Raw genomic sequence first — 21,961 nt, 5'->3', positions numbered from 1 at the left:
TAATCAGCTCTGTAAGGCTATCCTTCCATCGGCAACGGCACGGGCTCTAATTCCTCTTTCGTATTGGGCATGCCCACGGCCAAACCACCAATAGCCGCGCCCATTAGCGCCACAAAGGCAAAAGACAGACGAAGGCTGGAAGCCTGAGCCAGAAGCCCAATCATAGGCGGACCGGCCAGAAATCCGAAGAAGCCCACCGTTGAAACCAGGGCCAGCGCAATACCCGGCGACATACCCTTCACGCGCCCTGCCGCACTGTATGTGAGCGGAATAACCGAGGAGGTACCAAAACCTACCAGCAGAAAACCCAGAATGGCCGTGGGCAAACCCGGAAACAGGACCGCCGTGAGCAGCCCCAGGCAAATGAGCGCACTGCTGAGCTGCAGCACGCGCGCCACGCCCAGGTGGCTGGCCAGGTAGTCGGAGCCGAAGCGGCCGAGGGCCATGGTGCTCATAAACGCCACGTAGCCACTGGTAACCCAGGCTTTATCGGCGTGCACTACCTGTTGAAAGTACACCCCGCTCCAATCAAACATACAGCCTTCGCACAACAAACCGAACAGGGCAATAAGGCCGAGCCGGAGCAGGTAGCCATCGGGCATACGCAGTACCAGGCCGGAACCGGCCGCGTGTTCCGTGGAGTGGGGCAAACTGCCCCGCACTACCAGGAGCAGCAGCAGCAACGCGGCGCTGATGGTAGTAAAATGCACCAGGGGCGTTTGTTGCCAACCCACCAGCCACGCGCCTACTACGCCGCCCACAAAGCCGGCTAAGCTCCACAGGCCGTGGAAAGAGCCCATAATAACTTTATCCTTAAAGGATTTTTGCACCTCCAGTGCCTGGGCATTCACAGAGATATTGAGCAGGTTGCCGCCGCTGCCGAAGAGCACCAGACCAGCCGCCAGCGTCCAGGCCGTGGGTGCCCAGCCCAGCAGCGGCAGCGCCAGGGCATACATAGCCGCCGCTATCTGCACCACCCGGCGGCTACCGTAGGTATCAACCAACCAACCTGCCAGCGGAAGCGCGGCCACCGATCCTACCGGCATAGCCAGCAGCAACTGGCCCAGTTGCCCTTCTGAAAGGCCCAGGTGCAAGCGAATATCCGGAATACGGGAAGCCCAGCTGGCAAAGCACAGGCCGCTAAGGAAAAAAAGCGCGCTAACGGCAGCGCGGCTCCGTTGTGGAGAAGTCATACAAATCGAGGTTGCAAGGCCGTGGGAATTTTAGCGAAGCGCCTCTTGGGTTAAAAATCAGCTGCAAGTTACGATGAAGTGCGGCAGGGGTTGTGTGCTGACTCTGTACCGATCCTCAACTAAGCCCGTACTGAGTAACGGAATAACCGGTTTTCAATCGGTGCGTTTGCATACCGCCTCTCCCCGTCCCAACTTACGCCGCTCATTTATTCTTAGCCAGCATGATTTTCCGCGAAGCACAGGTCACTGATATTCCACAGCTAATAACGGTGCGGCTGGCGGTACTTGAAAACCGCCTCTCAAACCCTGATCGGGTGACGGCGCAGGACTATGAGGACTATCTTACCAGGCGCGGCAAAGGCTGGGTGTGTATAGTAGCAGACCAGATAGTAGGTTTCGCCATTGCCGATTTGCAGGACCACAACATCTGGGCGCTGTTCATTCAGCCGGAATTTGCCGGGCGAGGCGTTGGTAAACGGCTGCATGATTTGATGCTGGACTGGTATTTCCACCATACCACCGAAACCGTCTGGCTCAGCACTGGGCCCGGCACCCGCGCCGAGGAATTTTACCGCCGCCAAGGCTGGCAGGAAACCGGCCGGACCCAGAGCGGAGAAGTGCGGTTTGAGATGCATAACTGGCCAACCCATACCTTGTAAGATGAAACTGGCCCTGCGTTTCCCAGCCTGGTTTCTCTTACTTCTGCTGTCTTTTCTTGCACATCAGACCCAGGCCCAGCGCAGTATTCCATATGCTTTTACCGTAGTGCCGCTGGGAGTGAAAGGGGGCATTGATGAAAGTAACCTTTCCGCCTATCTGGTGGCCCCGACGGGCTCTAACGCTTACGCCTGCCTCGATGCGGGCAGCCTGCAGCAGGGCATTGAAAAAGCCATTGCCAACAAGGTCTTCACTACCTCGCCCGATACGGTACTGCGGCAGTACATCCGCGCCTACCTCCTTTCCCACGCCCACCTCGACCATGTGGTCGGCATGCTTCTCCATGCGCCCGATGATGCACCCAAGCCTATTTATGCGCTGCCGGAGTGCATTGCTACGCTGCAGTCCAGCTATTTCAACTGGCAGGCATGGCCGAATTTCGGGAACGAGGGTGCTAAACCGGCCTTAAGCAAATACCATTACCAACGGCTGGTCCCCGGCCAGGAAACTCCTGTGGCTGGCACCAGTATGAGTGTGCGGGCATTCCCATTAAGCCATTCTGCCCCGCACCAGAGTGCGGCCATTTTGCTGAAAAGTCAGGACAGCTACCTGTTGTACCTGGGTGATACAGGCGCCGATAAGCTGGAAAAAACCCACAACTTGCGGGGGCTTTGGCAGACCATTCAGCCGTTGGTGGTTTCCCGCCAACTCAAAGCCATTTTCATAGAGGTTTCTTACCCGAATGAGCAGCCCGCCAATCAGCTTTTCGGCCACCTGACGCCTGCTTTACTGCTGCAGGAACTGGCGGTGCTTGGTCAGCTTACCGGCGCGGAAGCGTTGCGGGGTTTTCCGGTTGTCATTACCCATATCAAACCTACGGCGGGCAATGAAGCAGCTATTAAGAAGCAATTGAATGATGCTAATAAGCTACAGGTGAAGTTTGTGTTTCCGGAGCAGGGGGAGCAGTTGGAGTTTTAGTTCTATGGTTTAATACGACCTTAGAAATCATTTTGAATAACCTTCACTCTGTCACCTGCTGTAACGAACCGGCCCGACGAAATTCGGGTATCACACATTGAGTCAATAGCAATATTTATTTAAAGCAAATCAAAATAAAATATTTTTTAACTACTCATGATATATTCAAAAACCAGAATAATAGCCTTTATATTTCATATAATATTATTAACCATCGGGGTTTTTATCACAATAATATTTTCTGTATTAATTAACGAACATTCATCAACTCAAAAATCGTATTTAGCACCCGCATTATTCTGCCTTTTAGCCGCTGCATTAGCCATATATAGTTTTTTAATTTCTATTAATGCAATTCAAATTGACACCCAAAAAAGTATTACTGTCATCAATAAGTATTTTACAATAAAAACAATTATAAACTCCGGAAATAGCTTAGGCTATAAATCGTATACCCATCAAACAAGATTTAACAGTTATCGAGCATTTTTTTTACAAACTACAGACGGTACACAATACAGCTTTAATGAATTCCAAATAAAAAACTTCGACCTTATTAAGAAAAATCTCTCTGCCATAATTCCCTACAACGAGGACTTAGATAAAAAAATTTGGCTCCCGGGCGACAAAAGCTCAGCTTGGCTTACGGCTGTACTAATAGCCTTTATCCATTTAACAGTGACCATTTTAGGAATTTAGGCTTTGCACAAAATCAACCGAACCATGAGATTTATATATCCTCTTTTTCTTCTTGGGGCATATCTGGCTGAAGTTCCGGCCCAGGCCCAAACCGTCCACTCCCCCTCTAATAAGCTCACGCTGAATTTCCGCCTGAGCCCGAGCGGGGAGCCGACCTACCAGCTGCAATTCGGTACGAAGCCCGTGCTGAAGCCCAGCAAGCTGGGCATGTTGCTGCAGGGCCAGCCGGGCATGGACCAGGGCTTTACCATTGCCCAGACGGATTCCAGTCAGCACGACGATACCTGGACCCCGGTGTGGGGCGAGGTGAAGCAAATCCGCAACCGCTACAAAGAGCTGGCCGTTACGCTGGCGCAGGCGGGCAAAGATGGGCACCGCATGGTGGTGCGCTTCCGCCTCTACAATGACGGTCTGGGCTTCCGCTACGAGTTTCCCGAGCAGCCCGGCCTTACCTACTTCACGGTGCAGCAGGAGAAGACCGAGTTCAACCTCAACGGCAACCACAAAACCTTCTGGATTCCCGGCGACTACGACTCCAATGAGTACGCCTATAAAACCACCCGCCTGAGCGAGATTGATGCCGCCGCCATTACGCCCATCCAGGAAAAATCGGCCCCGGACCGCGTGCAGACGCCGCTCATGATGAAGGCCGACGACGGGCTGTACCTCAACATTCATGAGGCGGCGCTGGTGAACTACCCGGCTATGATGCTGACCGTAAACCGCCAGACCTTCGGGCTCACCAGCACCCTGGTGCCCAGCGCTACCGGCGCCGCGGCCTACCTGCAAACCCCTGAGCACACGCCCTGGCGGACCATTGTGGTGAGCGACAAGGCCCCCGACGTGCTGGCCAGCAAACTCATTCTAAACCTGAACGAGCCCACCAAGCTCACCGACACGGGCTGGATTAAGCCCCAGAAAATGGTGGGCGTGTGGTGGGAGATGCACGTTAATAAATCCAGCTGGAACTACTCCGATACCGGCAACCTCAAGCTGGCCGACACCGACTGGAGCCAGCTGAAGCCCAACGGCCACCACGGCGCTAATACTGCCAACGTGAAGCGCTACATTGATTTCGCCGCCAAACACGGCCTGCAAAGCGTGCTGGTAGAAGGCTGGAACGTGGGCTGGGAAGACTGGGCCGGCAACTGGAAGGAAGAGGTATTCGACTTTGTGACCCCCTACCCCGATTTCAATGTAGCAGAGCTGCAGCAATACGCTACCAGCAAGGGCATTAAGCTCATTATGCACCACGAAACCTCCGGCTCCGTGACCAACTATGAGCGCCGCCAGGATGAGGCATTCCGCTTCATGAAAGCGAATGGCTACGATGCAGTGAAAACCGGCTATGTGGGCCGCATTATCCCACGCGGCGAGCATCACGATGGCCAGTGGATGGTGAACCACTTTAACCGCACCGCCGACCACATGGCCCGCCAGAAGATTATGGTGGATATGCATGAATCGGTGCGGCCCACCGGCCTGCACCGCACCTACCCCAACTGGCTGGCCAATGAGGCGGCCCGAGGCAACGAGTTCAACGCCTGGAGCGAGGGCAACCCGCCCGAGCACGAAACCATTCTGCCCTTCACCCGCCTCATGGGCGGCCCCATGGACTACACGCCCGGCATCTTTCAGATTCAGCTGGAAAGCTGGAACCCCGAGCGGAACAAAGGCCGGCAGGTGCACACCACCCTCACCAAGCAGCTGGCCCTGTACGTGACGATGTACAGCCCCCTGCAAATGGCCGCCGACCTGCCCGAAGCCTACGAAAAGCACCTGGACGCCTTCCAGTTCATTAAAGACGTGCCCGTAGATTGGGACGATACCCGTATCCTGGCCGCCGAGCCCGGCGACTACCTCACCATAGCCCGCCAGGCCAAAGGCAAAGACGAGTGGTACCTGGGCGCCATCACTGATGAAAACGCCCGCAACCAAACCGTGAAGCTGGATTTTCTAAAACCCGGCCAGCGCTACGAAGCCACCATTTACGCCGATGGCAAAGGCGCATCCTGGGACAAAAACCCAATGGCCTACCAGATTCGGAAGATGAAGGTAAACAGCAAATCAGCGCTGAAGCTGCAAATGGCCGCCGGTGGCGGTACGGCCGTGAGTATTAAGCCGGTAAAGTAGCTTAACGCACTAAAATAGAACGTCATGCTGAGCGCAGTCGAAGCATCTCGCATGCTGATGTTGTGGTGCTAATCAATAGTTACCACACTTGCGAGATGCTTCGGCTGCGCTCAGCATGACCTTTTTATATTATCAATACCAAAAAGCAAAGCGTCCTATGTATATCTATATCCTAACAAATCCGATTCGAACCGTGCTCTATATTGGAATGACTAACGACTTGCAACGACGATTGGAAGAGCACAGTTCAGGACTTGGTGAAGCAGGAAAATTTACTGGGCGGTATCAGACTAATCTTTTAGTCTATTTCGAACTGTGCGCTGACCCAATACAGGCTATAGCACGGGAGAAGCAATTGAAGGGATGGGTTCGGGCCAAGAAAGAGGCGTTAATTCAGGATTTCAACCCAACATGGGCGGCAATTGATCCACTTACTTGGGATGGATGATTTGGCACAAAGACGCCACGCAAGATGCTTCGACAAGCTCAGCATGACGTTCTACTTTCACTTTCTATAAGAACTCTTTCCCAATGGTCGAAGTAACCAAAGAAGGAAGTAACATCCTCTTCAATGTGAAAGGCCTGCACAAGCTCTGGGCCTTCAAAAGCCAGCTGCAAATTCCGGCGGAGCATATCCGCAGTGCCCGACAGGATGTGGAAGCGGTGAAGGGTTGGTGGAAAGGTTGGCGCATGCCCGGTACCAGCATTCCGGGCTTATTTAATGCTGGTACTTTCTTCAAGGATGACCGGCGTATTTTTTGGGACGTGTACCACCAGGAAAAGGCCGTGGTTATTGAACTGGAGCACGAGGAGTATGATCAGCTGATTATCGAAGTAGAAAACCCAGCAGCCGTAATTGCTTTGCTTTCAAGCCCACAAACAGTCTAGGCTTCTCCAGATATAAATAGCTTTAATCCTATCCACCTTATTCACCGGGTAGTGCCTGCTAAATATTTTTTCTAGCCGAAAGGCACCGAAATTATTCGCAATGCGTTACTTTCGCCCCGAACACTACTTCCCGCTCCGGGAAGGCTGATTTTCTGCTGATGATTTTTGCCTCGTTCCGTCCTATTTCCATTGCTCTGCTGCTGGCCGCTGCCGGGAGTGTGAGTGCGGACGTCTCAGCAGCAAAGAAGATGGTCAAGAAACACAAGAAATGCCGCCTGGCATGACCGTCGCCCCTGTTCGAAACTCTCTGCCTTGAACTACACGCGCCGGTCCTCCCAGACCGGCGCTTTTTTTGCCCTCATTGGCCTTTCCTTCGTACCTGAGTAAGCACACCAGAATAGCATATGAAAGTTTTAAAGTTTGGCGGTACGTCCGTCGGAACGGCGGAGCGGATGCGCACCGTTGCGGAATTGATTCACGCCAACGAGCCGCGCATTGTGGTGCTGTCGGCTATGTCGGGTACTACCAACGCTTTGGTTACGGTGGCCCGTTTGCTGTATGACGGCGAAGTAACGGCTGCCACGGCCCAAACCGAGATTCTGCGGCAGCACTACCTGATGGTAGCCCGCGAGCTGCTACCCCAGGCTGAGGTGGCCGCGGCCACCATTAGTCAGCTGGATGCCTGCTTCCGGGCTATTTTTGACCTGATGCGAAACCCGCTTACGCCCGTGGGCGAGCGGCTGATTCTGGCCCAGGGCGAGCTGCTGAGCACCCAATTGTTCCACCGCTATGTAACAGATATTCTGGGTCGCGAGGCCGTGCTGCTGCCCGCCCTGGACTTCATGCGCCTGGACAAAGACGAAGAGCCCGACGCCGACTACATTCAGGAGCACCTTACGCAGCTGCTGGCCGAGCATTCTGGTCAGAAGCTGTTCATCACCCAGGGCTACATCTGCCGCAACGCACAGGGGCTCATCGACAACCTCAAGCGCGGCGGCTCCGACTACTCGGCTTCGCTGATTGGCGCGGCGGCCCGCGTGGAGGAAATCCAGATCTGGACTGATATTGATGGCCTGCACAACAACGACCCGCGCGTGGTGAAGGACACGTATCCTATCCGGGAGCTGTCGTTTGATGAAGCGGCCGAGCTGGCTTATTTCGGAGCGAAGATTCTGCACCCCAGCTCCATTCTGCCCGCCCGCCAGCACGGTATTCCGGTGCGTTTGCTGAACACGCTGCAACCCGAGGCGCCTGGCACACTTATCTCGGCCAAAACCGGCTCGGAAGCAATTAAAGCCGTGGCCGCGAAGGACGGTCTGGTAGCCATTAAGGTGCGCAGCAGCCGTATGCTGCTGGCTCACGGCTTCCTGCGTCGGCTGTTTGAAGTATTTGAGCGGTACCGCACGCCTATCGATATGATTACCACCTCGGAAGTGGCTGTGTCGCTCACCATTGATGACTCCACACACCTGCCCGATATCCTGGAGGAGCTGCGCAGCTTTGGCACCGTGGAAACCGATGAAAATCAGACCATTGTTTGCCTGGTCGGCAACCTGATCCAGGAAAATCACGGCGCGGCGTTTAAGGTGTTTGAGGCGCTGCAAAACATTCCGCTGCGTATGATCAGCTACGGCGGCTCGCCCAACAACATCAGCATCCTGATTAATACCCCGGATAAAGTCAGGGCGCTAACCGCCCTGAATGAAGGTCTGTTCCGTCGTAAAGCGGAAGCCTTAGCGTAACCCGCCTTCCCGCGCTGATTTCACTTGTTTCGGCCGGGGTCAGGAAATAGCCCTGACGCCGGCGTACCGCCTCTATTGCTCCAATGGCTTTCACCTTGCCCGCGGGCGTCCTCGACCGCCCCACTCCTTTTTATTACTACGACCTTCACCTGCTGGACCAAACGCTGGCGGCGCTGCAGCGCGCCGCCCGGCCGCGGGGCTTCCAGGTGCACTACGCCCTGAAGGCCAACACCAATGGCCCAGTGCTCGCGCACATTCGGGAGCATGGCCTGGGCGCCGACTGCGTGAGCGGCAACGAGGTACAGCGCGCCCTCTCCGCCGGCTTCAAGCCCGACCATATTGTGTTTGCCGGCGTGGGCAAGTCGGATGCGGAAATGAACCTGGCTCTGGCCGCGGATATATGGTGCTTTAATGCCGAATCAGTGGAAGAGCTGGCGGTGCTGAACGAGCTGGCTGGTGCCCAGAACCGTAAGGCCCGCGTGGCCCTGCGCATTAACCCCAACGTGGATGCCTACACGCACCCGCACATCACCACCGGCCTCGACGCCAACAAGTTCGGCATCAATATTTCCGACTTACCGGCCGTGATTGAGAAGTTTGAAACCCTGACGAATCTGGAGCTGATTGGTCTGCACACGCACGTGGGCTCCCAGATTACCAACCTCACGGTGTTTGAAAAGCTCAGCCACAAGCTGAATGAGCTGCAAACCTGGCTGGAAGACCGGGGCCACTTCCTCCCCCACCTCAACGTGGGCGGCGGCCTCGGCATCGACTACCACGCCCCCGATACCAACCCTATTCCGGAGTTTGAGCGGTATTTCCGGGTGTTTGAAAAATACCTGGTGCGCCGCCCCAACCAGCAGGTGCACGTAGAGCTGGGCCGTTCCGTAGTAGCGCAATGCGGCTCCCTGGTAAGCAAAGTTCTCTTTGTAAAGCGCAGCCAGCAAACCAATTTCGCCATTCTGGATGCCGGCATGACGGAGCTCATCCGTCCGGCTTTGTATGGTAGCTACCACGCCATTCAAAACCTCACCAGCCAGGGCGAGGCCCAGCCCTATGACGTGGTGGGCCCAATCTGTGAGTCCTCGGACACTTTTGGCCGGCAGGTGCTGCTGCCCGAAACCCGCCGCGGGGACATCGTCGTTATCCGCTCCGCGGGGGCGTATGGGGAGGTTATGTCTTCGGGGTATAATCTGCGCGAAAAGGCAGAGGCAGTGTATTCGCTGTAAATCGTGTAGCGGCAGTACAGAAGCACCTTTAAAGCAGTAATCTAAAAAGACGTGTCCTCCGGAGTCAGCTCCGGAGGACACGTCTTTTTAGATTACTGCTTTAGCAGATCCTACCACCATACCGTCCACTTGCCTAGTTGCTCGTGCTGCTGGAAGTAGCGCAGCATCCACTGCCGTTGCGCGGGCAGCTCGCCTTTCACTAAGAGCACCGGCTGGCGCAGGAGCAGGCTGCCCAGATAAGGCTCTTCCGAGGGGTTTTGCAGATTAATCAGGGTCCGTTTCCACGTATCATTCGGCTCAAACTGCGTTTCGCGGCTCAGGTTGTGGTTGCCATCGAAAATAGACACCGGAATGCGCCCCGATTCAAATGCAAGGGAAGGCAGCAGCTCATTATAAACCAACACCTGCCGCTGATCTAAATGCTTGCTGCGCATAAACTCGGCCAGTGGGCGGCTGCCGTTAAAGGCCAGCTCATTCTGCTGCAACAGGGGTTTAGCGGCCAGCAGCAGGGTAATGGTGAACAAGCCAGCAACCAGCAGCATCCGCGGCGCTATCCGCACTTCATCCCAGAGCGTGAGCAACAGCACCATAAGCACCACACCACCGCCCGCCAGGCCGGCCGTAAGCGTACCGGCCTCCAAGGGCAGGCGGCTATCTATGCTGAGAATAGGCAGCAGACAAAGAGTACCTAATAGTAAGCCCCAGAACGCCAGAAAACCCACATACCAACGGTGCAGAACCGCGTCGGTCAGGCGCCCGAGGTAATACACCGTGAGCAGAGCCATACCCGGGAAAATCGGCAGCACGTACAGCAGCAGCTTGGATTTGGAAATCGAGAAGAACACCAGGGGCACCACCACCCAGAAGATAAGGATGTTGCGCCACTGCTGCGGCACCGTGCTCCAGCGGGTGCGTACGGCCTGTGTAATCAGCGCCACAGACCACGGCAAACTGGTAGCCGGGGCCAGTAGCAGGTAAAACCACCACGGCTTCGCCCGGTTAAACGTAGCTGCATTGGCAAAACGGTTTACCGTGTGCTCAAAGAGGAAATACCGCAGGAAAGCCGGGTTTTCGGCCATCAGATACAGATACCAGCTCAGGCCCACCAGCAGAAACACCACTATACCCATAACATGGTGGCGCGTGAAGGGCAGACGGGTCTGCTTCTGTTTGAAATAATGACCGATAACCACCATCAGCGGCAGCACAAAGCCTACCGGCCCTTTCGTGAGGAAAGCCAGCCCCAAACCAATCCAAAACAGATACAGCCAGCGCGCGCCGCCTTTATTGTAATAGCGGAGAATGCCGTAGGCCGAGGCCAGCTCCAGCGTGGCCAGATAGGCATCGGTGGTGACGTTGAGCGCGGAAATAAGAACAACGGGCAGGGTTCCGTAAATAATTGCCGCCGCCAGGGCCCGGGCGCGGTCCTGCTGAAAAAGCAGCAGACCCTGGCCATATACCAGCCAAATCTGCAGCAAAACCGCCAGCACCGGCAGCACGCGCACGCCCAACGCTGTTTCCCCGAACAGCCCCAGTCCGGCGGCGGTCAGCCAGTAGGTTAGCGGGGGCTTATGAAAATGCTGAATCCCCAGCAGGCGCGGGTGCAGCCAGTCCTGACCCACCAGCATTTCGCGGCCAATTTCGGCGTAGCGGGCCTCGCTGCTTTCCAGCGGCCCCCACACGCCCAGCCCTATCAGAAAGGATAACCCCAGGGCAGCCAGAAACAACCAAAGCCAGGTGCGGGAAGTAATGGGCAGCGGCATACGATGAGCAAAAATTAACAACCAAAACGGAGGCGAAGGTAGCGCACCAGGGCATTTCGGGCCGCGCTTTTATTTCCAGAGGCCTTCTAACCGCCGTATCTTGCGGCTTGGTAATGACCTAATTTGTTGTGAACGACCCCGAAATACGCGCCTTATTGTACCCGCTGCTGCAGGGCGGAATGTACGTGGATGAGCTGCCCACCGGCACCACCCGCGCCGATGTGGTGCACATTACCGAGCACTTTATGCACGGCTATGAGTTGAAAGGCGACGCCGACACCCTGCTGCGCGTACCCCGGCAACTGTCCTGCTACAGCCAGGCCTATGATTTCGTTACCTTCGTTATCACGGAAAAGCACATTCTAAAGCTTGTGCCCTTGCTCCCAGAATGGGTGGGTATTCTGGTGGCTTCGGCCGATGGGCTGCAGCTGCACCGCCCGGCCTTGTACAATGCTACCGTGGAACGTCCCGCCGTGGCAGCTTTGTTAAGGCTGGAAGAAATAAAGCAGTTCCTGCTGGCTCGCGGCCTGGCAGGCGTAAGCACCTTGCGCCGCCGCGAAGTATTGAGCTTTCTGCGCACCTCGCAACTGGTACCGCTCTCGGAGCTGGCGAAGCATGTGCGCGAGCGACTGATGGAACGCATGGAAGAACGGCTGGCTTTTCGGGCGGAGCGCAAAGCCGAACGAGAGAAACGCCCTGTCCGCAAGAGCCGGCGCCCGAAGAAGCGCAAGAAGTAGCCCGAAGAAAGCGCGGCAATAAGGCGCTTGAACTATGTGCCAGGCTGCTGGTTAGCAATTTGTTCACTTGCGCGCCTTCCCATGAAAATCCTTCTCACCGGGGCTACCGGCTACATAGGCCAGCGCCTGCTGCCGCTGCTGCAAGCCGCCGGCCACGAGGTAGTATGCCTGGTGCGTGATGCTCGCCGCTTTCAGCTGCCCGCCGCGCAACAGAACAGCGTCACCGTAATTGAAGGCGACCTGCTGAAGCCCGAAACGCTGCATACCTTCCCCACTGACCTAGAGGCGGCGTATTACCTGGTGCACTCCATGAGCGGCCACACCAAGGATTTTTTTCGCGCCGAGCAGCAGTCGGCGGAAAATTTTGCCGCAGCGCTAAACCAGACGGCAGCCCGCCAGATTATCTACCTCTCCGGCATTGCCAACGACCGAGCGTTAAGCACGCACCTTCGCTCCCGCCGGGCGGTAGAAAAGGAGCTGAAAAAGTCGGCGCGGGCGGCGCTTACGGTGCTGCGGGCCAGCATTATTATTGGGTCCGGGTCGGCCTCTTTTGAGATTATCCGGGACCTGGTGGAGAAGCTGCCCATTATGATTACGCCGCGGTGGCTGAACTCGCGCTGCCAGCCCATTGGCATTCGGGACGTCATGTTCTACCTCACTTCGGTGCTAGACAACCAGGCCAGCTTTGGGCGCAGCTTTGATATTGGCGGGCCCGATATACTCACGTACCGGGAAATGCTGCAGGGCCTGGCCGCAGTGCGAGGCTACCGCCGCTACATTATTACCGTGCCGGTGCTTACGCCGCGCTTGTCCTCGTGGTGGCTGTTTCTGGTGACCAGCACTACTTTTTCATTGGCCCAAAGTCTGGTAGAAAGCCTGCGGAACGATACCGTAGCCGACCCCAAACGCAGTATCGAAACCATTATTCCGCATACCTGCATGTCGTACCATGCTGCCCTGCAGCTGGCCTTCCAGCGTATTGAGCAGAATGAGGTACTCAGCAGCTGGAGCGATGCGCTGAGCAGTGGGGTGATGCCCCGCAACTACATGGATCATATTCAGATGCCCCAGCATGGCATCCTGCAGGACCGCCAGACCCTGCGCTTCACCCGCGACCCGGAAGAAGTGCGCCGTAACATCTGGCAGATTGGCGGCGACCGGGGCTGGTACAAAGTAGACTGGCTGTGGCGGGTGCGCGGCCTGTTGGATAAGCTGGCCGGTGGCGTAGGTCTGCGCCGCGGCCGCCGCTCCCCCACCGACCTGCGCGCCGGTGACCCGCTGGACTTCTGGCGCGTGCTGGTCGCCGACCAGGAAGGGCGCCGGTTACTGCTCTACGCCGAAATGAAGCTCCCCGGCGAAGCCTGGCTGCAGTTCCGCATTCTGGATAATGACGACGGCTCTCATACGCTGGAACAGCTGGCGGCCTTCCGCCCCTACGGCCTGGCTGGGCGCCTGTATTGGTTTGCTATGCTTCCCTTCCACGCCGTTATCTTCAAAGGCATGATTGAGAATATTGTGGAATATGAGGCCCCGGCAAAGAAACCACAACCCACACTGAGCGTGGGCATTTCACCATCCGCCAAAGATTAAGCCCATGATTTATTGTGCAGTCTGATGAATAATTAAAGTCTAATTTATTTTATATAAGCATCAATTAGTCATTTATATATAACACAATCTGATATCTGAATGGGGTCTGAAAGGGCGGTCTTTTAGAATAGCAATCAACAGCATCTCCCTTATTATTGATTCGGCTTAACAGCGGGATTTAACGCTTGCAGAACCCTTCTTTCTGGGGTTGCGGCTGCCTGTAAGCTGGTTAAATCTTTGAATCACCGTCTATATTCTATCCATGGGTCCTGTACTCAGCCTGCTGTGGGCTATTCCTGCTAATCCGCATTTCGATTTTTATACCCTGTTCTATGTCCTGGCTTTCACGCTAAACCTAGGTATGCTGATATGGGAGGGGCATCGGCGGGGGTACCCGTTGCGCTCCTGGTTGGTGTTGTTGGCCGTCACTACCCTCATGTTCATTATTGGCACCAAACTACTGGCGTTTTCGGGGGCCGAGTGGCGTGCCCTTCTCTACTCCGGGCACTGGCCGGCTTCTGAGGCGCGAACAGTATTAGGCGGCGCCCTGACCGGCACCCTCACGGTATTGCTCCTGCGCCGGCCTTTTGGTTTTAGCTGGCATGTGTTTGATGCCTTTACGCTACCCATGTGCGCTGCCCTGATGGTACAGTGTGTGGGTTGCCTGCTCACCGGATGCTGCTTTGGGGAGCTGACGCACAGCAGTTGGGGCGTTACCTATCCACCCGATACGCAGCCCTATTTATGGCAGGTTTCGCAGGGGTTGCTTTCGGTCGGGGCTCAGCATTCGTTGCCCGTGCATCCCACGCAGCTCTACACCCTGCTGGCGTGTGCGGCAGTAGGCGGGGTGCTTTTATTGACCCGAAACCGAATCTGGCCGGGCGGCAGCCGCCGGCTTCTGCACATGGGCCTGCTACTGGCGGCCCGGTTTCTGATTGAGTTCTGGCGCAACCCGGCCGGCGAGCAGGTAGGAGCCGCTGAGCATATGCATGGCGGCCTGGTCCTAAAGCAACTCCAATGGGCGCTCTTGCTGTTAGCGCCCCTATTCCTGGCAGGGTGGGCTTTCCTGATTCGCTGTCCGGCCCAACCGGAGCGGGTGCCTGGTAATTCTCCGGTGCGCAACTTATTGGGTGTGGCGGGAATGCTCCTGCTTACTGCCTGGCTGGGGCAGTGGGCCCTCACGTTACCCGAAGTGCTGGTTGTGAAGGCACTCCTGCTGGCGGTGGTCCTTCTGGAAGGTGGCGCCTTGCTGTGGAGCGCGCCACAGGCGGAGCGGCCCTACCGCGTGTCAGTACCGCTAGGGCTTGCCTGCTGCTTGTTTCTACTCACCAGTCAAACCCCTGCCGATTCCGCCCAAGCCACCCGGAAAAGCTATTATACCGTAGTGGCAGCCTGGAGTCAGGGGTCCTTTCAGCGGCAGCAAAACACCTATGGAGGCGGCTGTGGCGGCAACAGTGCGCTACTCCCTTACCAACATGACTACACCACTGGTTCGCTGGATATTTCTAAAACCATAATGCCCGGCTACGATGCTAGCGGGAGCCATAAGGCGGAGAAAACCTTTGGCCTGCGCCTACACCTGGGCAGCGACCAGCAAGTACCCCTGTTCGATGATTCGCTGCAGATTTCGTCCGGAAAAAAACGCACTTCCCTTTATGGCCTAAACCCCTACATGCAAGCCGACCGGCGGTACTTTGGCATGGGACTGGGCTTGATGTTTGGCAATCTGGGCTACCACGAGAAGGAATACGGCGACGAAATAAGCCTGGTAGAAATACAAGGCACCTTACGCCTGGGCCAGCGCCAGTCCGTTTATGCGCAGGCTGACTATAATTTTTTGGGCTATGGCCCCGCCAACCCGCAGCATCGATTAGGGGTAGGCACTGGATTTGGCGGTACCCGTTGGGGCCTGTTAGTAGGGGGCGCGCGAGCTAAACCATATAAGCTATTACCCGGAGCCAGTGGGTGGTCAGGTTTTGCGGAAGCCCGGGGGCAGTTGGCCCCTCACTGGGGAGTAAATGCCTTTGCGCTATTTGGCAATGAGTCCCAGCGCCAGGTAGGTATTCAGGTGAGCCGACGCCTCGGCGAGAAAAGCCGCTAGCCCAGCCGCCGCACCAGCCACATAATAAGGCTGATCAGCAAGCTTACCAGCAGCATAGAAACCAGCGGCACATAGAGCCGAAAGCCCGGCCGCTCCACCCGAATATCACCCGGCAAGCGGCCGAACCAGCTCAGCAGGCTCCCGCCGCCAAGCCAGATAAAGGCACCTACTGCCAGTAGGGCAATGCCCGCTATTATAAAGAATTTACCAAACTGCGGATTCATCGGTTTAATGGATAAAACGCATTAAAAAGACGATACCAACTACGACTGCGGCATAAACGCCTAGCGCCAGCCACTCGGCGCGTTGCTTGAAATCATACGGAAAACGAGTGCGTGCCTGTTGCTGCATCCAGATAGAAGCCACCATGCCACCCGCCGATAAGGCCAAACCAAGACCTTGCGGAATGGCTTTCTGAAACATCAGTAATAAAGCCACCAGCGGTACCAGGCCTACCAGATAGCCAAGCAAACGGGCCGTAAATAAGTTGGAAGGCATCAGGCAAAGTCTAGAAACGCACCTGGTACATTAGGCGCGTTAAGTAGTTAATTTTTTTCGAATACTGGCTCAATCCGCCCTTCGGCCCCTATCTGCAAAGCCGCCTCATAGCGGTTGCCGGTTTTGGAGGAAACGAAGCCCCGAATAACGCCGGTTTTGCCTTTGCGCAGCAGCTGGTTCATCTGCACTTCGCTCAGGGTTTTGCCGCCCCACTCAAAGGGCACGCGGAACTGGCAATCCTCGCGGAAGCGCGAGCAGCCCCAAGCGGCCTTGCCCTTCAGCATCTGGCCAAGGCGGCACACCGGGCACGGAATCTGGCCGGGGTCGGTAGCGGTGGTGGGTTTGCTTTCGGCAGCACGGGCCAGCTCAAAAGTACGTTGGGGCGTGAGGCGAATGGCGGCGTCGAACTTCTGGCCGGCATCATCCAGGAAGCCTTTCATTACGGAGGTACGGCCTTTCTTTAACAGGTCGCCCATTTGTTTGTCCGTAAGCTTCTTGCCCTCGAACTCTGTTGGTAAGCGGAACAGGCAATTCTCCCGGAAGCGTGAGCAGCCAAACGCCGATTTGCCGCGCAGCACGTGGCCGCTGCCGCAGGCCGGGCAAGGGCCCAGCGCTCCGGGAATGGCCGGGGTAGCGGCGGCTTTGGTCGGGTTTGCTTTAGCGGCTGCCCCGGCTTTCTGCCCCGTCAGGTCGGCCAGCTCGGCCTTGTGAATGCTGATGCCGCGGCCGGAACCATCCTGCTTCACCTCCTGCACCATTTCCCGCACCAGGCCTTTCAGCTCGTTCAGGAACAGGTCGGAGTCGAGTTGGCCGCCTTCAATCTGCCGCAGCTTCCGCTCCCACTGCCCCGTCAGCTCTGCCGATTTTAGGGTGGGGTTGCGGATGAGGCCGATGAGCTCTACGCCGGTAGCGGTGGGTACAATGCGCTTTTTCTCGCGCACAATGTAGCCGCGCTTAAACAGCGTTTCAATGATGGCCGCGCGCGTACTGGGACGCCCGATGCCGTTTTCCTTCATGGCCTGGCGCAGCTCTTCGTCATCTACGTTGCGGCCGGCCGTCTCCATGCCGCGCAGCAGCATGGCCTCGGTGTACTCGCGCGGGGGCTGCGTTACTTTCTGGTCGAGGCGGGGCTTGTGCGGGCCGCTTTCCCCCTTCTCAAAAGAAGGCAGCACCGTGTTTACCACGTCATCGTCGCCTTCGGTGGCGGCTTTCGGCGTGGCGGGTGCCTGCTGTTCTTCGGGGTTGCCGTACACCACGCGCCAGCCTGGGTTCAGGATCTGGCGGCCGCGCACCCGGAATGGGTACCCGGCCGCTTCTGCCAGCACCGTGGTATTGGACACTTCACAATCGGGGTAGAAAGCCGCCAGGAAGCGCCGCACGATGATATCGTACACACTCTGCTCAAAGCTTCCCAGCCCTCCCGCACTAGCGCCAGTAGGAATAATGGCGTGGTGATCGGTGACTTTGTTATTGTTGAAGACCTTGGTGCTCTTCTTGATTTTATTGGCCAGCAAGGGCTGCGTAAGGCTGCGATACGCGCCCAGCCCCTGCAGAATACCCGGGATTTTGGCGTACTGGTCATCGGGCAGAAAGGTGGTGTCTACGCGCGGGTAGCTGACAACTTTCTTCTCGTAGAGGCTCTGCACGGTTTTCAGCGTGTCTTCCGCCGAGAGGCCCAGCTGGTTGTTGCACTGCACCTGCAAAGAGGTCAGGTCAAACAAAGAAGGCGGCGTTTCCAGCGCCTTCTTGATTTCTACGCCCGTGACGGTGAGCGGCACATCCTTCACGGCGGCCATGGCCACATCAGCCTCTTCCTGACTCACGAAGTAGCCGCGGGCTTTCAGGCGCGCCTTTTCGTCGGGCTCATCGTCCTCCGCTTTGCCTTTTTTGACGGGCGCTACGTGGCTGAACAGGGTGCCCCGATACTCGGTGCGCAGCACCCAGTAGGGCTCGGGCTTGAAGTTGCGGATTTCGTGGTAGCGGTCTACCAGCAGGGCCAGCGTGGGGGTTTGCACGCGGCCAATGCTGAGCACCTGGCGCTGGCCGGGCGCGTATTTGAGGGTGAACAGGCGCGTGGCATTCAGGCCCAGCAGCCAGTCGCCCACAGCGCGGCTCTTGCCGGCCTGGTAGAGCTTATCGAACTCGCTGCCCTCGCGCAGATTGGCAAAGCCCTGGCGGATGGCTTCTTCCGTCAAAGATGAAATCCAGAGGCGCTTGAAGGGTTTACGGTATTTGGCCTCCATCAGCACCCAGCGCTGAATTACTTCGCCTTCCTGGCCAGCGTCGCCGCAGTTTATCACTTCCTCGGCGGAGGCCAGTAGGTTTTTGATGACGTTGAACTGCCGCACCACGCCGTCGTCGCGGCGCATGAGCTTAATGCCGAATGACTCCGGCAGCATGGGCAAATCATGGATGCTCCAACGCTTCCACTCAGGGCGGTAATCCTCAGGCTCGCGCAGCTGGCAGAAGTGGCCGAACGTCCAGGTCACCTGGTAGCCATTGCCCTCAAAATAGCCATCCATTTTGCGGTTGGCACCCAGCACGTGGGCAATTTCGCGGGCTACGCTAGGTTTTTCGGCAATGCAGACCTTCAAGATCAGTAAGGCAAATAATGAGACAAATAACGCTGATGCTGGTCAGCGAGGAATCAACAAAGATACAGAGAGAAAAAGTCGCTGGCAGTATGCAAAAAGCCACCTTGGGCTATCCTGCTGAGGCTCACAGGCAACCTTTCCCTGCTTCTCTCATCTGTGCTTAAAACTCTGCACTCTATGCTGTTTTCTACTCGTTTTCTGCTGATACTGAGCCTGTTTGGGCTGTTACAACTCCCCGCCTTGGCGCAGCCCAGCTTGACGCCCGCGCAATGGCGGCAGGATTTGCAGATTGCCTTGGATTCTTTTCTGCTGAAAGACCGCACCTTTAGCCCGGCAGCCGCATCGGCTTTTCGCACCCGCCTGACGCAATTGCGGGATTCAGCTGAACTAAAAACCACGCCCCAGCTGCTGGTGGGCCTGGCCAAAGCGCTGGCCCTAAGCGGCAACGGACATACCCGCCTGTATCTGCTACGCAACCGCACCGAACTGCGCCGCTACCCTATTCGGGTATGGTGGTTTCCGGAAGGATTGTACATCGTGAAAACCACGCCGGAACACGCCAGTCTGCTGGGTGCCAGAATAGAGCTGCTGGCTGGCCAAAAGCCTATGCTCCTACGCCGACAAGTGGCTTCCTTGTATGCGGGCAGCCCTACCTGGGCCGATTACATGAGCACCTACACGCTGACGAGTCCGGAAATTCTGCAGGGGCTGGGCCTGGTTGGGGCCGATGGTATGCTGACTATTCAAGTGAAGGACAAGCGCGGCCGCCGCCAGCACCAACAACTGGCGCCGCTGCCTTTTCAACGCACTACACAGCCGACGGAGGCGTGGTGGGATTTGGCCCCCGGCCACCCGGGCCGGGGCGCCACCTGGCAAAGCGCCCTGCCTACTGATACTACCCGCTTGCCCCTCTATTTACGGCGGCCCCAACAGCAATATTGGATGCAATACCTACCGGCCGATAAAACATTGTACGTGCAATACAATCGGGCCGGGAATCAGCCGGGCGTGGCGCCGCTGGATTCGCTACGGCGGCGCGTATTAACGCAGCTACGGCAGCAGCCAGTTTCCAAAGTGGTGGTTGATCTGCGCTTTAACACAGGGGGCAACCTGCTGGTTGGAGCGCCATTTTTTGACGAATTAGCCACGGCATCCAAAAAGCGCGGAGCGAAACTATATGTGCTTAGCGGGCGGGCTACCTTCTCGGCTGCCATTTTTCATGTGGCGCAATTGCGGCTGGATGGGGCTACTGTGGTAGGCGAACCAGCCGGAGATGCTATGGATTTCTGGGCCGAAGGCGGCAACCTGATTCTGCCTAACTCCGGACTGGCACTACATTATGCTAACCGCTTTCACAGCTACTCTCCTACCCCTCATCCAAACCTGCAGCCGGCCGATATCCTGGTGGATATTGCTGCCCCAGATATCACGCCAACCGTGCCCGTACAGGTGCGGGCCAAAGACTACTTTGCCGGCCGGGACCCATTGCTGGAGACTGTCCTGAAACGCTAAGCTACTCCGGCGTACCCCAGAAAGCCTCCCTACGTAAGAGCCATACGCTTCAAGTGGTTCTACTACCGATATGCCTTCTATTTCCTCTCCGGCGGCGGATATTCTGCCCAGCCCTGCCACCAGTATAAAAGCCCTGGCCCGGTATGGGTTTGCCTCCATTGGGTTTGTGTACGTGGTGCTGGGGGTACTCACGGCCATGGCCGCCATTGGCATACGGGGCAGCAATACGCCCAATCAGCAGGAAGTATTTCAGACAATTCAGCGGATGCCGCTGGGCCAACTGTTATTGTGGCTGGTGGCCGTAGGCCTTTTGGGCTATGTAGCCTGGCGGTTTGCTCAGACCCTCCTCGATACGGAGCAAAAAGGCACATCAGCAACCGGATTGGCCTTTCGGGGGTTTTATGCCTTCAGCGGCTTACTATATGCCTTATTAGGAATTTATGCGGCCCGAATGGCCTGGTATGGACACCGCCCGCCAGAGGAGCATACTACTGATTTCCTGCTACACCAGGCCGTTCACCATTTGTATGGCCAACGTCTGCTTGCCTTTACCGGCCTGGTTATTCTCGCGGCCGGGCTTATCCAGCTCTACCGGGCGTGGTCCGGCAAGTTTGATACTGATATTAACCCTTCTCCTTTTACCAGCGCCCAGTGCCGGCTGGTATATCATATGGGGCAAGTAGGTTTTAGCGCCCGGGGCTTGGTGCTCTGCCTTATGGGATACTACTGCTTTCTGGCGGCGCATCATGCCAATGCCAGCGAAATTAAGGATACCGAAGGCTGCTTTCAGGTACTGCAGGACATGGGCCCCGGGGTTTTGGACATAGTGGCGTTGGGGCTGGTAGCATACGGCATATATATGCTGATACAAGCCCGATTCCCTATCCTGCGCGGCCTCTAATCTGGGTACTGATAAATCAAAAAGCCCGCTCGTTGGTACGAGCGGGCTTTTTAGTGGCATGGCTGTCGAATTTCAGCTTATGACTTCTTCTTGTGCTTGGCTTTGATTTTGGCCTCACCCAGCTTGGTTTTCTGCTTGGCATCGGTATCAGCAGCCGTGGTAACATCAGTCTTGGCGGGAGCTGCCGAAGCCTGCGTCATGCTGGCAGCGTCTTTCACCTCTCCTACCAGCGCTACCATGGTGTTGCCGGCCGTGGAATTCGACTCAATGGTCAGCACTTTATTCTGCATGCCCATTTTGCCCGTGCTGTTGAACTTGGCCGTGATGGTGCCGGATTTACCGGGCATTACTGGCTCCCGCGTCCAATCAGGAGTGGTGCAGCCACAGCTAACCCCAATATTGGAGATGATGAGGGGCGCGGTGCCGGTGTTCTTGAATTTAAAAGTGTGGTCTACGATGTCGCCCTGCTTAATAACGCCGAAATCGTACTTCATTTCCTCAAACTGAATCAGCGGGCCGGCCACTTTTTCCTGAGCAGGCGCCGTGGTAGCCGTTTGAGCGTGGGCCGCAAAACCGCCCAGCGTGAGCGACAGAGCCAGAACAAGTACTTTTTTCATGACTGGAGATGGTTAGTGAGGTTGAATAATCAAAAATACAGGTTTTGCCGGGCGGGCCAATTATCCTGCCAATTTTCCGGCGGTTAGTTATTACTTATAAGGTACTGGTTTGTACGCAGCAATGTAACA

General features: G+C 56.5%; 19 protein-coding genes. 13 read left to right on the top strand and 6 right to left on the bottom strand.

All coding sequences use genetic code 11. The features are described from left to right. Positions 1–17 precede the first annotated feature (17 nt). Entirely contained in the window at positions 18–1,193 is a 1,176-nt protein-coding gene (locus Q4G72_RS13120; protein WP_303311885.1) for an MFS transporter, read from the bottom strand. 221 nt (positions 1,194–1,414) lie between these two features. On the opposite strand from Q4G72_RS13120, the gene Q4G72_RS13115 reads away from it, so the two are divergent. The 8 genes from Q4G72_RS13115 to lysA all read left to right on the top strand — a co-directional run bounded on the left by Q4G72_RS13115 (position 1,415) and on the right by lysA (position 9,519). Continuing rightward, entirely contained in the window at positions 1,415–1,852 is a 438-nt protein-coding gene (locus Q4G72_RS13115) for a GNAT family N-acetyltransferase (protein ID WP_303311884.1), read from the top strand. A gap of 1 nt (position 1,853) precedes the next feature. Next, positions 1,854–2,828, top strand: a complete 975-nt coding sequence (locus Q4G72_RS13110; protein WP_303311883.1) for an MBL fold metallo-hydrolase — start codon at positions 1,854–1,856, stop codon at positions 2,826–2,828. A gap of 156 nt (positions 2,829–2,984) precedes the next feature. Further along, positions 2,985–3,527 carry a hypothetical protein gene (locus tag Q4G72_RS13105; protein WP_303311882.1) on the top strand — a complete coding sequence of 181 codons (543 nt, stop codon included), beginning with the start codon at positions 2,985–2,987 and terminating at the stop codon, positions 3,525–3,527. A gap of 24 nt (positions 3,528–3,551) precedes the next feature. After that, a complete protein-coding gene (locus tag Q4G72_RS13100; protein ID WP_303311881.1) occupies positions 3,552–5,660 on the top strand; it encodes a glycoside hydrolase family 97 protein in 2,109 nt (702 codons plus the stop codon). 115 nt (positions 5,661–5,775) lie between these two features. Beyond that, entirely contained in the window at positions 5,776–6,108 is a 333-nt protein-coding gene (locus Q4G72_RS13095; RefSeq protein ID WP_303311880.1) for a GIY-YIG nuclease family protein, read from the top strand. Positions 6,109–6,191: 83 nt separating this feature from the next. Beyond that, a complete protein-coding gene (locus Q4G72_RS13090) occupies positions 6,192–6,548 on the top strand; it encodes a hypothetical protein (protein ID WP_303311879.1) in 357 nt (118 codons plus the stop codon). A gap of 404 nt (positions 6,549–6,952) precedes the next feature. Then, positions 6,953–8,290: an aspartate kinase gene (locus tag Q4G72_RS13085; RefSeq protein WP_303311878.1), complete on the top strand. Its 1,338-nt coding sequence runs from the start codon at positions 6,953–6,955 to the stop codon at positions 8,288–8,290. An 83-nt stretch (positions 8,291–8,373) separates the two neighbouring features. After that, entirely contained in the window at positions 8,374–9,519 is a 1,146-nt protein-coding gene (gene lysA / locus Q4G72_RS13080; RefSeq protein WP_303311877.1) for a diaminopimelate decarboxylase, read from the top strand. Between the two features lie 110 nt (positions 9,520–9,629). Here the strand turns inward: lysA and Q4G72_RS13075 are convergent, their stop codons facing one another. Next, positions 9,630–11,282: an ArnT family glycosyltransferase gene (locus tag Q4G72_RS13075; protein ID WP_303311876.1), complete on the bottom strand. Its 1,653-nt coding sequence runs from the start codon at positions 11,280–11,282 to the stop codon at positions 9,630–9,632. 128 nt (positions 11,283–11,410) lie between these two features. On the opposite strand from Q4G72_RS13075, the gene Q4G72_RS13070 reads away from it, so the two are divergent. The 3 genes from Q4G72_RS13070 to Q4G72_RS13060 all read left to right on the top strand — a co-directional run bounded on the left by Q4G72_RS13070 (position 11,411) and on the right by Q4G72_RS13060 (position 15,710). Next, complete coding sequence (locus Q4G72_RS13070; protein WP_303311875.1) at positions 11,411–12,019, top strand: sce7726 family protein; 609 nt, start codon at positions 11,411–11,413, stop codon at positions 12,017–12,019. Between the two features lie 81 nt (positions 12,020–12,100). Then, entirely contained in the window at positions 12,101–13,609 is a 1,509-nt protein-coding gene (locus tag Q4G72_RS13065) for an SDR family oxidoreductase (protein WP_303311874.1), read from the top strand. A 262-nt stretch (positions 13,610–13,871) separates the two neighbouring features. After that, entirely contained in the window at positions 13,872–15,710 is a 1,839-nt protein-coding gene (locus Q4G72_RS13060; protein WP_303311873.1) for a prolipoprotein diacylglyceryl transferase family protein, read from the top strand. Here the strand turns inward: Q4G72_RS13060 and Q4G72_RS13055 are convergent. Genes Q4G72_RS13055 through Q4G72_RS13045 form a run of 3 tightly spaced genes read right to left on the bottom strand, consistent with a single transcriptional unit; the run spans position 15,707 to position 18,802 of the window. Continuing rightward, complete coding sequence (locus tag Q4G72_RS13055; protein WP_303311872.1) at positions 15,707–15,934, bottom strand: DUF2905 domain-containing protein; 228 nt, start codon at positions 15,932–15,934, stop codon at positions 15,707–15,709. The genes Q4G72_RS13060 and Q4G72_RS13055 overlap by 4 nt on opposite strands. A 4-nt stretch (positions 15,935–15,938) precedes the next feature. Then, the gene (locus Q4G72_RS13050; protein WP_303311871.1) at positions 15,939–16,208 is read right to left on the bottom strand and encodes a hypothetical protein; all 270 of its coding nucleotides are present in this window, start codon (positions 16,206–16,208) and stop codon (positions 15,939–15,941) included. Between the two features lie 47 nt (positions 16,209–16,255). Then, positions 16,256–18,802: a type IA DNA topoisomerase gene (locus tag Q4G72_RS13045; RefSeq protein WP_303311870.1), complete on the bottom strand. Its 2,547-nt coding sequence runs from the start codon at positions 18,800–18,802 to the stop codon at positions 16,256–16,258. A 177-nt stretch (positions 18,803–18,979) separates the two neighbouring features. Here Q4G72_RS13045 and Q4G72_RS13040 point away from each other — a divergent pair, with 177 nt between their 5' ends. Both Q4G72_RS13040 and Q4G72_RS13035 read left to right on the top strand, forming a co-directional pair. Then, positions 18,980–20,314: a S41 family peptidase gene (locus Q4G72_RS13040; protein ID WP_303311869.1), complete on the top strand. Its 1,335-nt coding sequence runs from the start codon at positions 18,980–18,982 to the stop codon at positions 20,312–20,314. 70 nt (positions 20,315–20,384) lie between these two features. After that, positions 20,385–21,215: a DUF1206 domain-containing protein gene (locus tag Q4G72_RS13035; RefSeq protein WP_303311868.1), complete on the top strand. Its 831-nt coding sequence runs from the start codon at positions 20,385–20,387 to the stop codon at positions 21,213–21,215. A 77-nt stretch (positions 21,216–21,292) separates the two neighbouring features. On the opposite strand, the gene Q4G72_RS13030 is transcribed toward Q4G72_RS13035, so the two are convergent. Then, positions 21,293–21,832, bottom strand: a complete 540-nt coding sequence (locus Q4G72_RS13030; RefSeq protein ID WP_303311867.1) for a DUF1573 domain-containing protein — start codon at positions 21,830–21,832, stop codon at positions 21,293–21,295. Positions 21,833–21,961 lie beyond the last annotated feature (129 nt).

It is taken from the genome of Hymenobacter sp. BT730 (assembly GCF_030542105.1).
Classification (GTDB): domain Bacteria; phylum Bacteroidota; class Bacteroidia; order Cytophagales; family Hymenobacteraceae; genus Hymenobacter.
The sequence above is the reverse complement of the archived record's forward strand: the minus strand, read 5'-3'. Positions and strand labels throughout refer to the sequence as shown.

What these genes read in the sequence shown, in the direction of transcription:
- Q4G72_RS13085 (WP_303311878.1), top strand. Translation starts at nt 6,953, where the DNA reads ATGAAAGTTTTAAAGTTTGGCGGTACGTCCGTCGGAACGGCGGAGCGG.
- Q4G72_RS13120 (WP_303311885.1), bottom strand. Translation starts at nt 1,193, where the DNA reads ATGACTTCTCCACAACGGAGCCGCGCTGCCGTTAGCGCGCTTTTTTTC.
- Q4G72_RS13075 (WP_303311876.1), bottom strand. Translation starts at nt 11,282, where the DNA reads ATGCCGCTGCCCATTACTTCCCGCACCTGGCTTTGGTTGTTTCTGGCT.
- Q4G72_RS13035 (WP_303311868.1), top strand. Translation starts at nt 20,385, where the DNA reads ATGCCTTCTATTTCCTCTCCGGCGGCGGATATTCTGCCCAGCCCTGCC.
- Q4G72_RS13090 (WP_303311879.1), top strand. Translation starts at nt 6,192, where the DNA reads ATGGTCGAAGTAACCAAAGAAGGAAGTAACATCCTCTTCAATGTGAAA.
- lysA (WP_303311877.1), top strand. Translation starts at nt 8,374, where the DNA reads ATGGCTTTCACCTTGCCCGCGGGCGTCCTCGACCGCCCCACTCCTTTT.
- Q4G72_RS13040 (WP_303311869.1), top strand. Translation starts at nt 18,980, where the DNA reads ATGCTGTTTTCTACTCGTTTTCTGCTGATACTGAGCCTGTTTGGGCTG.
- Q4G72_RS13050 (WP_303311871.1), bottom strand. Translation starts at nt 16,208, where the DNA reads ATGCCTTCCAACTTATTTACGGCCCGTTTGCTTGGCTATCTGGTAGGC.
- Q4G72_RS13055 (WP_303311872.1), bottom strand. Translation starts at nt 15,934, where the DNA reads ATGAATCCGCAGTTTGGTAAATTCTTTATAATAGCGGGCATTGCCCTA.
- Q4G72_RS13110 (WP_303311883.1), top strand. Translation starts at nt 1,854, where the DNA reads ATGAAACTGGCCCTGCGTTTCCCAGCCTGGTTTCTCTTACTTCTGCTG.
- Q4G72_RS13065 (WP_303311874.1), top strand. Translation starts at nt 12,101, where the DNA reads ATGAAAATCCTTCTCACCGGGGCTACCGGCTACATAGGCCAGCGCCTG.
- Q4G72_RS13115 (WP_303311884.1), top strand. Translation starts at nt 1,415, where the DNA reads ATGATTTTCCGCGAAGCACAGGTCACTGATATTCCACAGCTAATAACG.
- Q4G72_RS13095 (WP_303311880.1), top strand. Translation starts at nt 5,776, where the DNA reads ATGACCTTTTTATATTATCAATACCAAAAAGCAAAGCGTCCTATGTAT.
- Q4G72_RS13060 (WP_303311873.1), top strand. Translation starts at nt 13,872, where the DNA reads ATGGGTCCTGTACTCAGCCTGCTGTGGGCTATTCCTGCTAATCCGCAT.
- Q4G72_RS13100 (WP_303311881.1), top strand. Translation starts at nt 3,552, where the DNA reads ATGAGATTTATATATCCTCTTTTTCTTCTTGGGGCATATCTGGCTGAA.
- Q4G72_RS13030 (WP_303311867.1), bottom strand. Translation starts at nt 21,832, where the DNA reads ATGAAAAAAGTACTTGTTCTGGCTCTGTCGCTCACGCTGGGCGGTTTT.
- Q4G72_RS13105 (WP_303311882.1), top strand. Translation starts at nt 2,985, where the DNA reads ATGATATATTCAAAAACCAGAATAATAGCCTTTATATTTCATATAATA.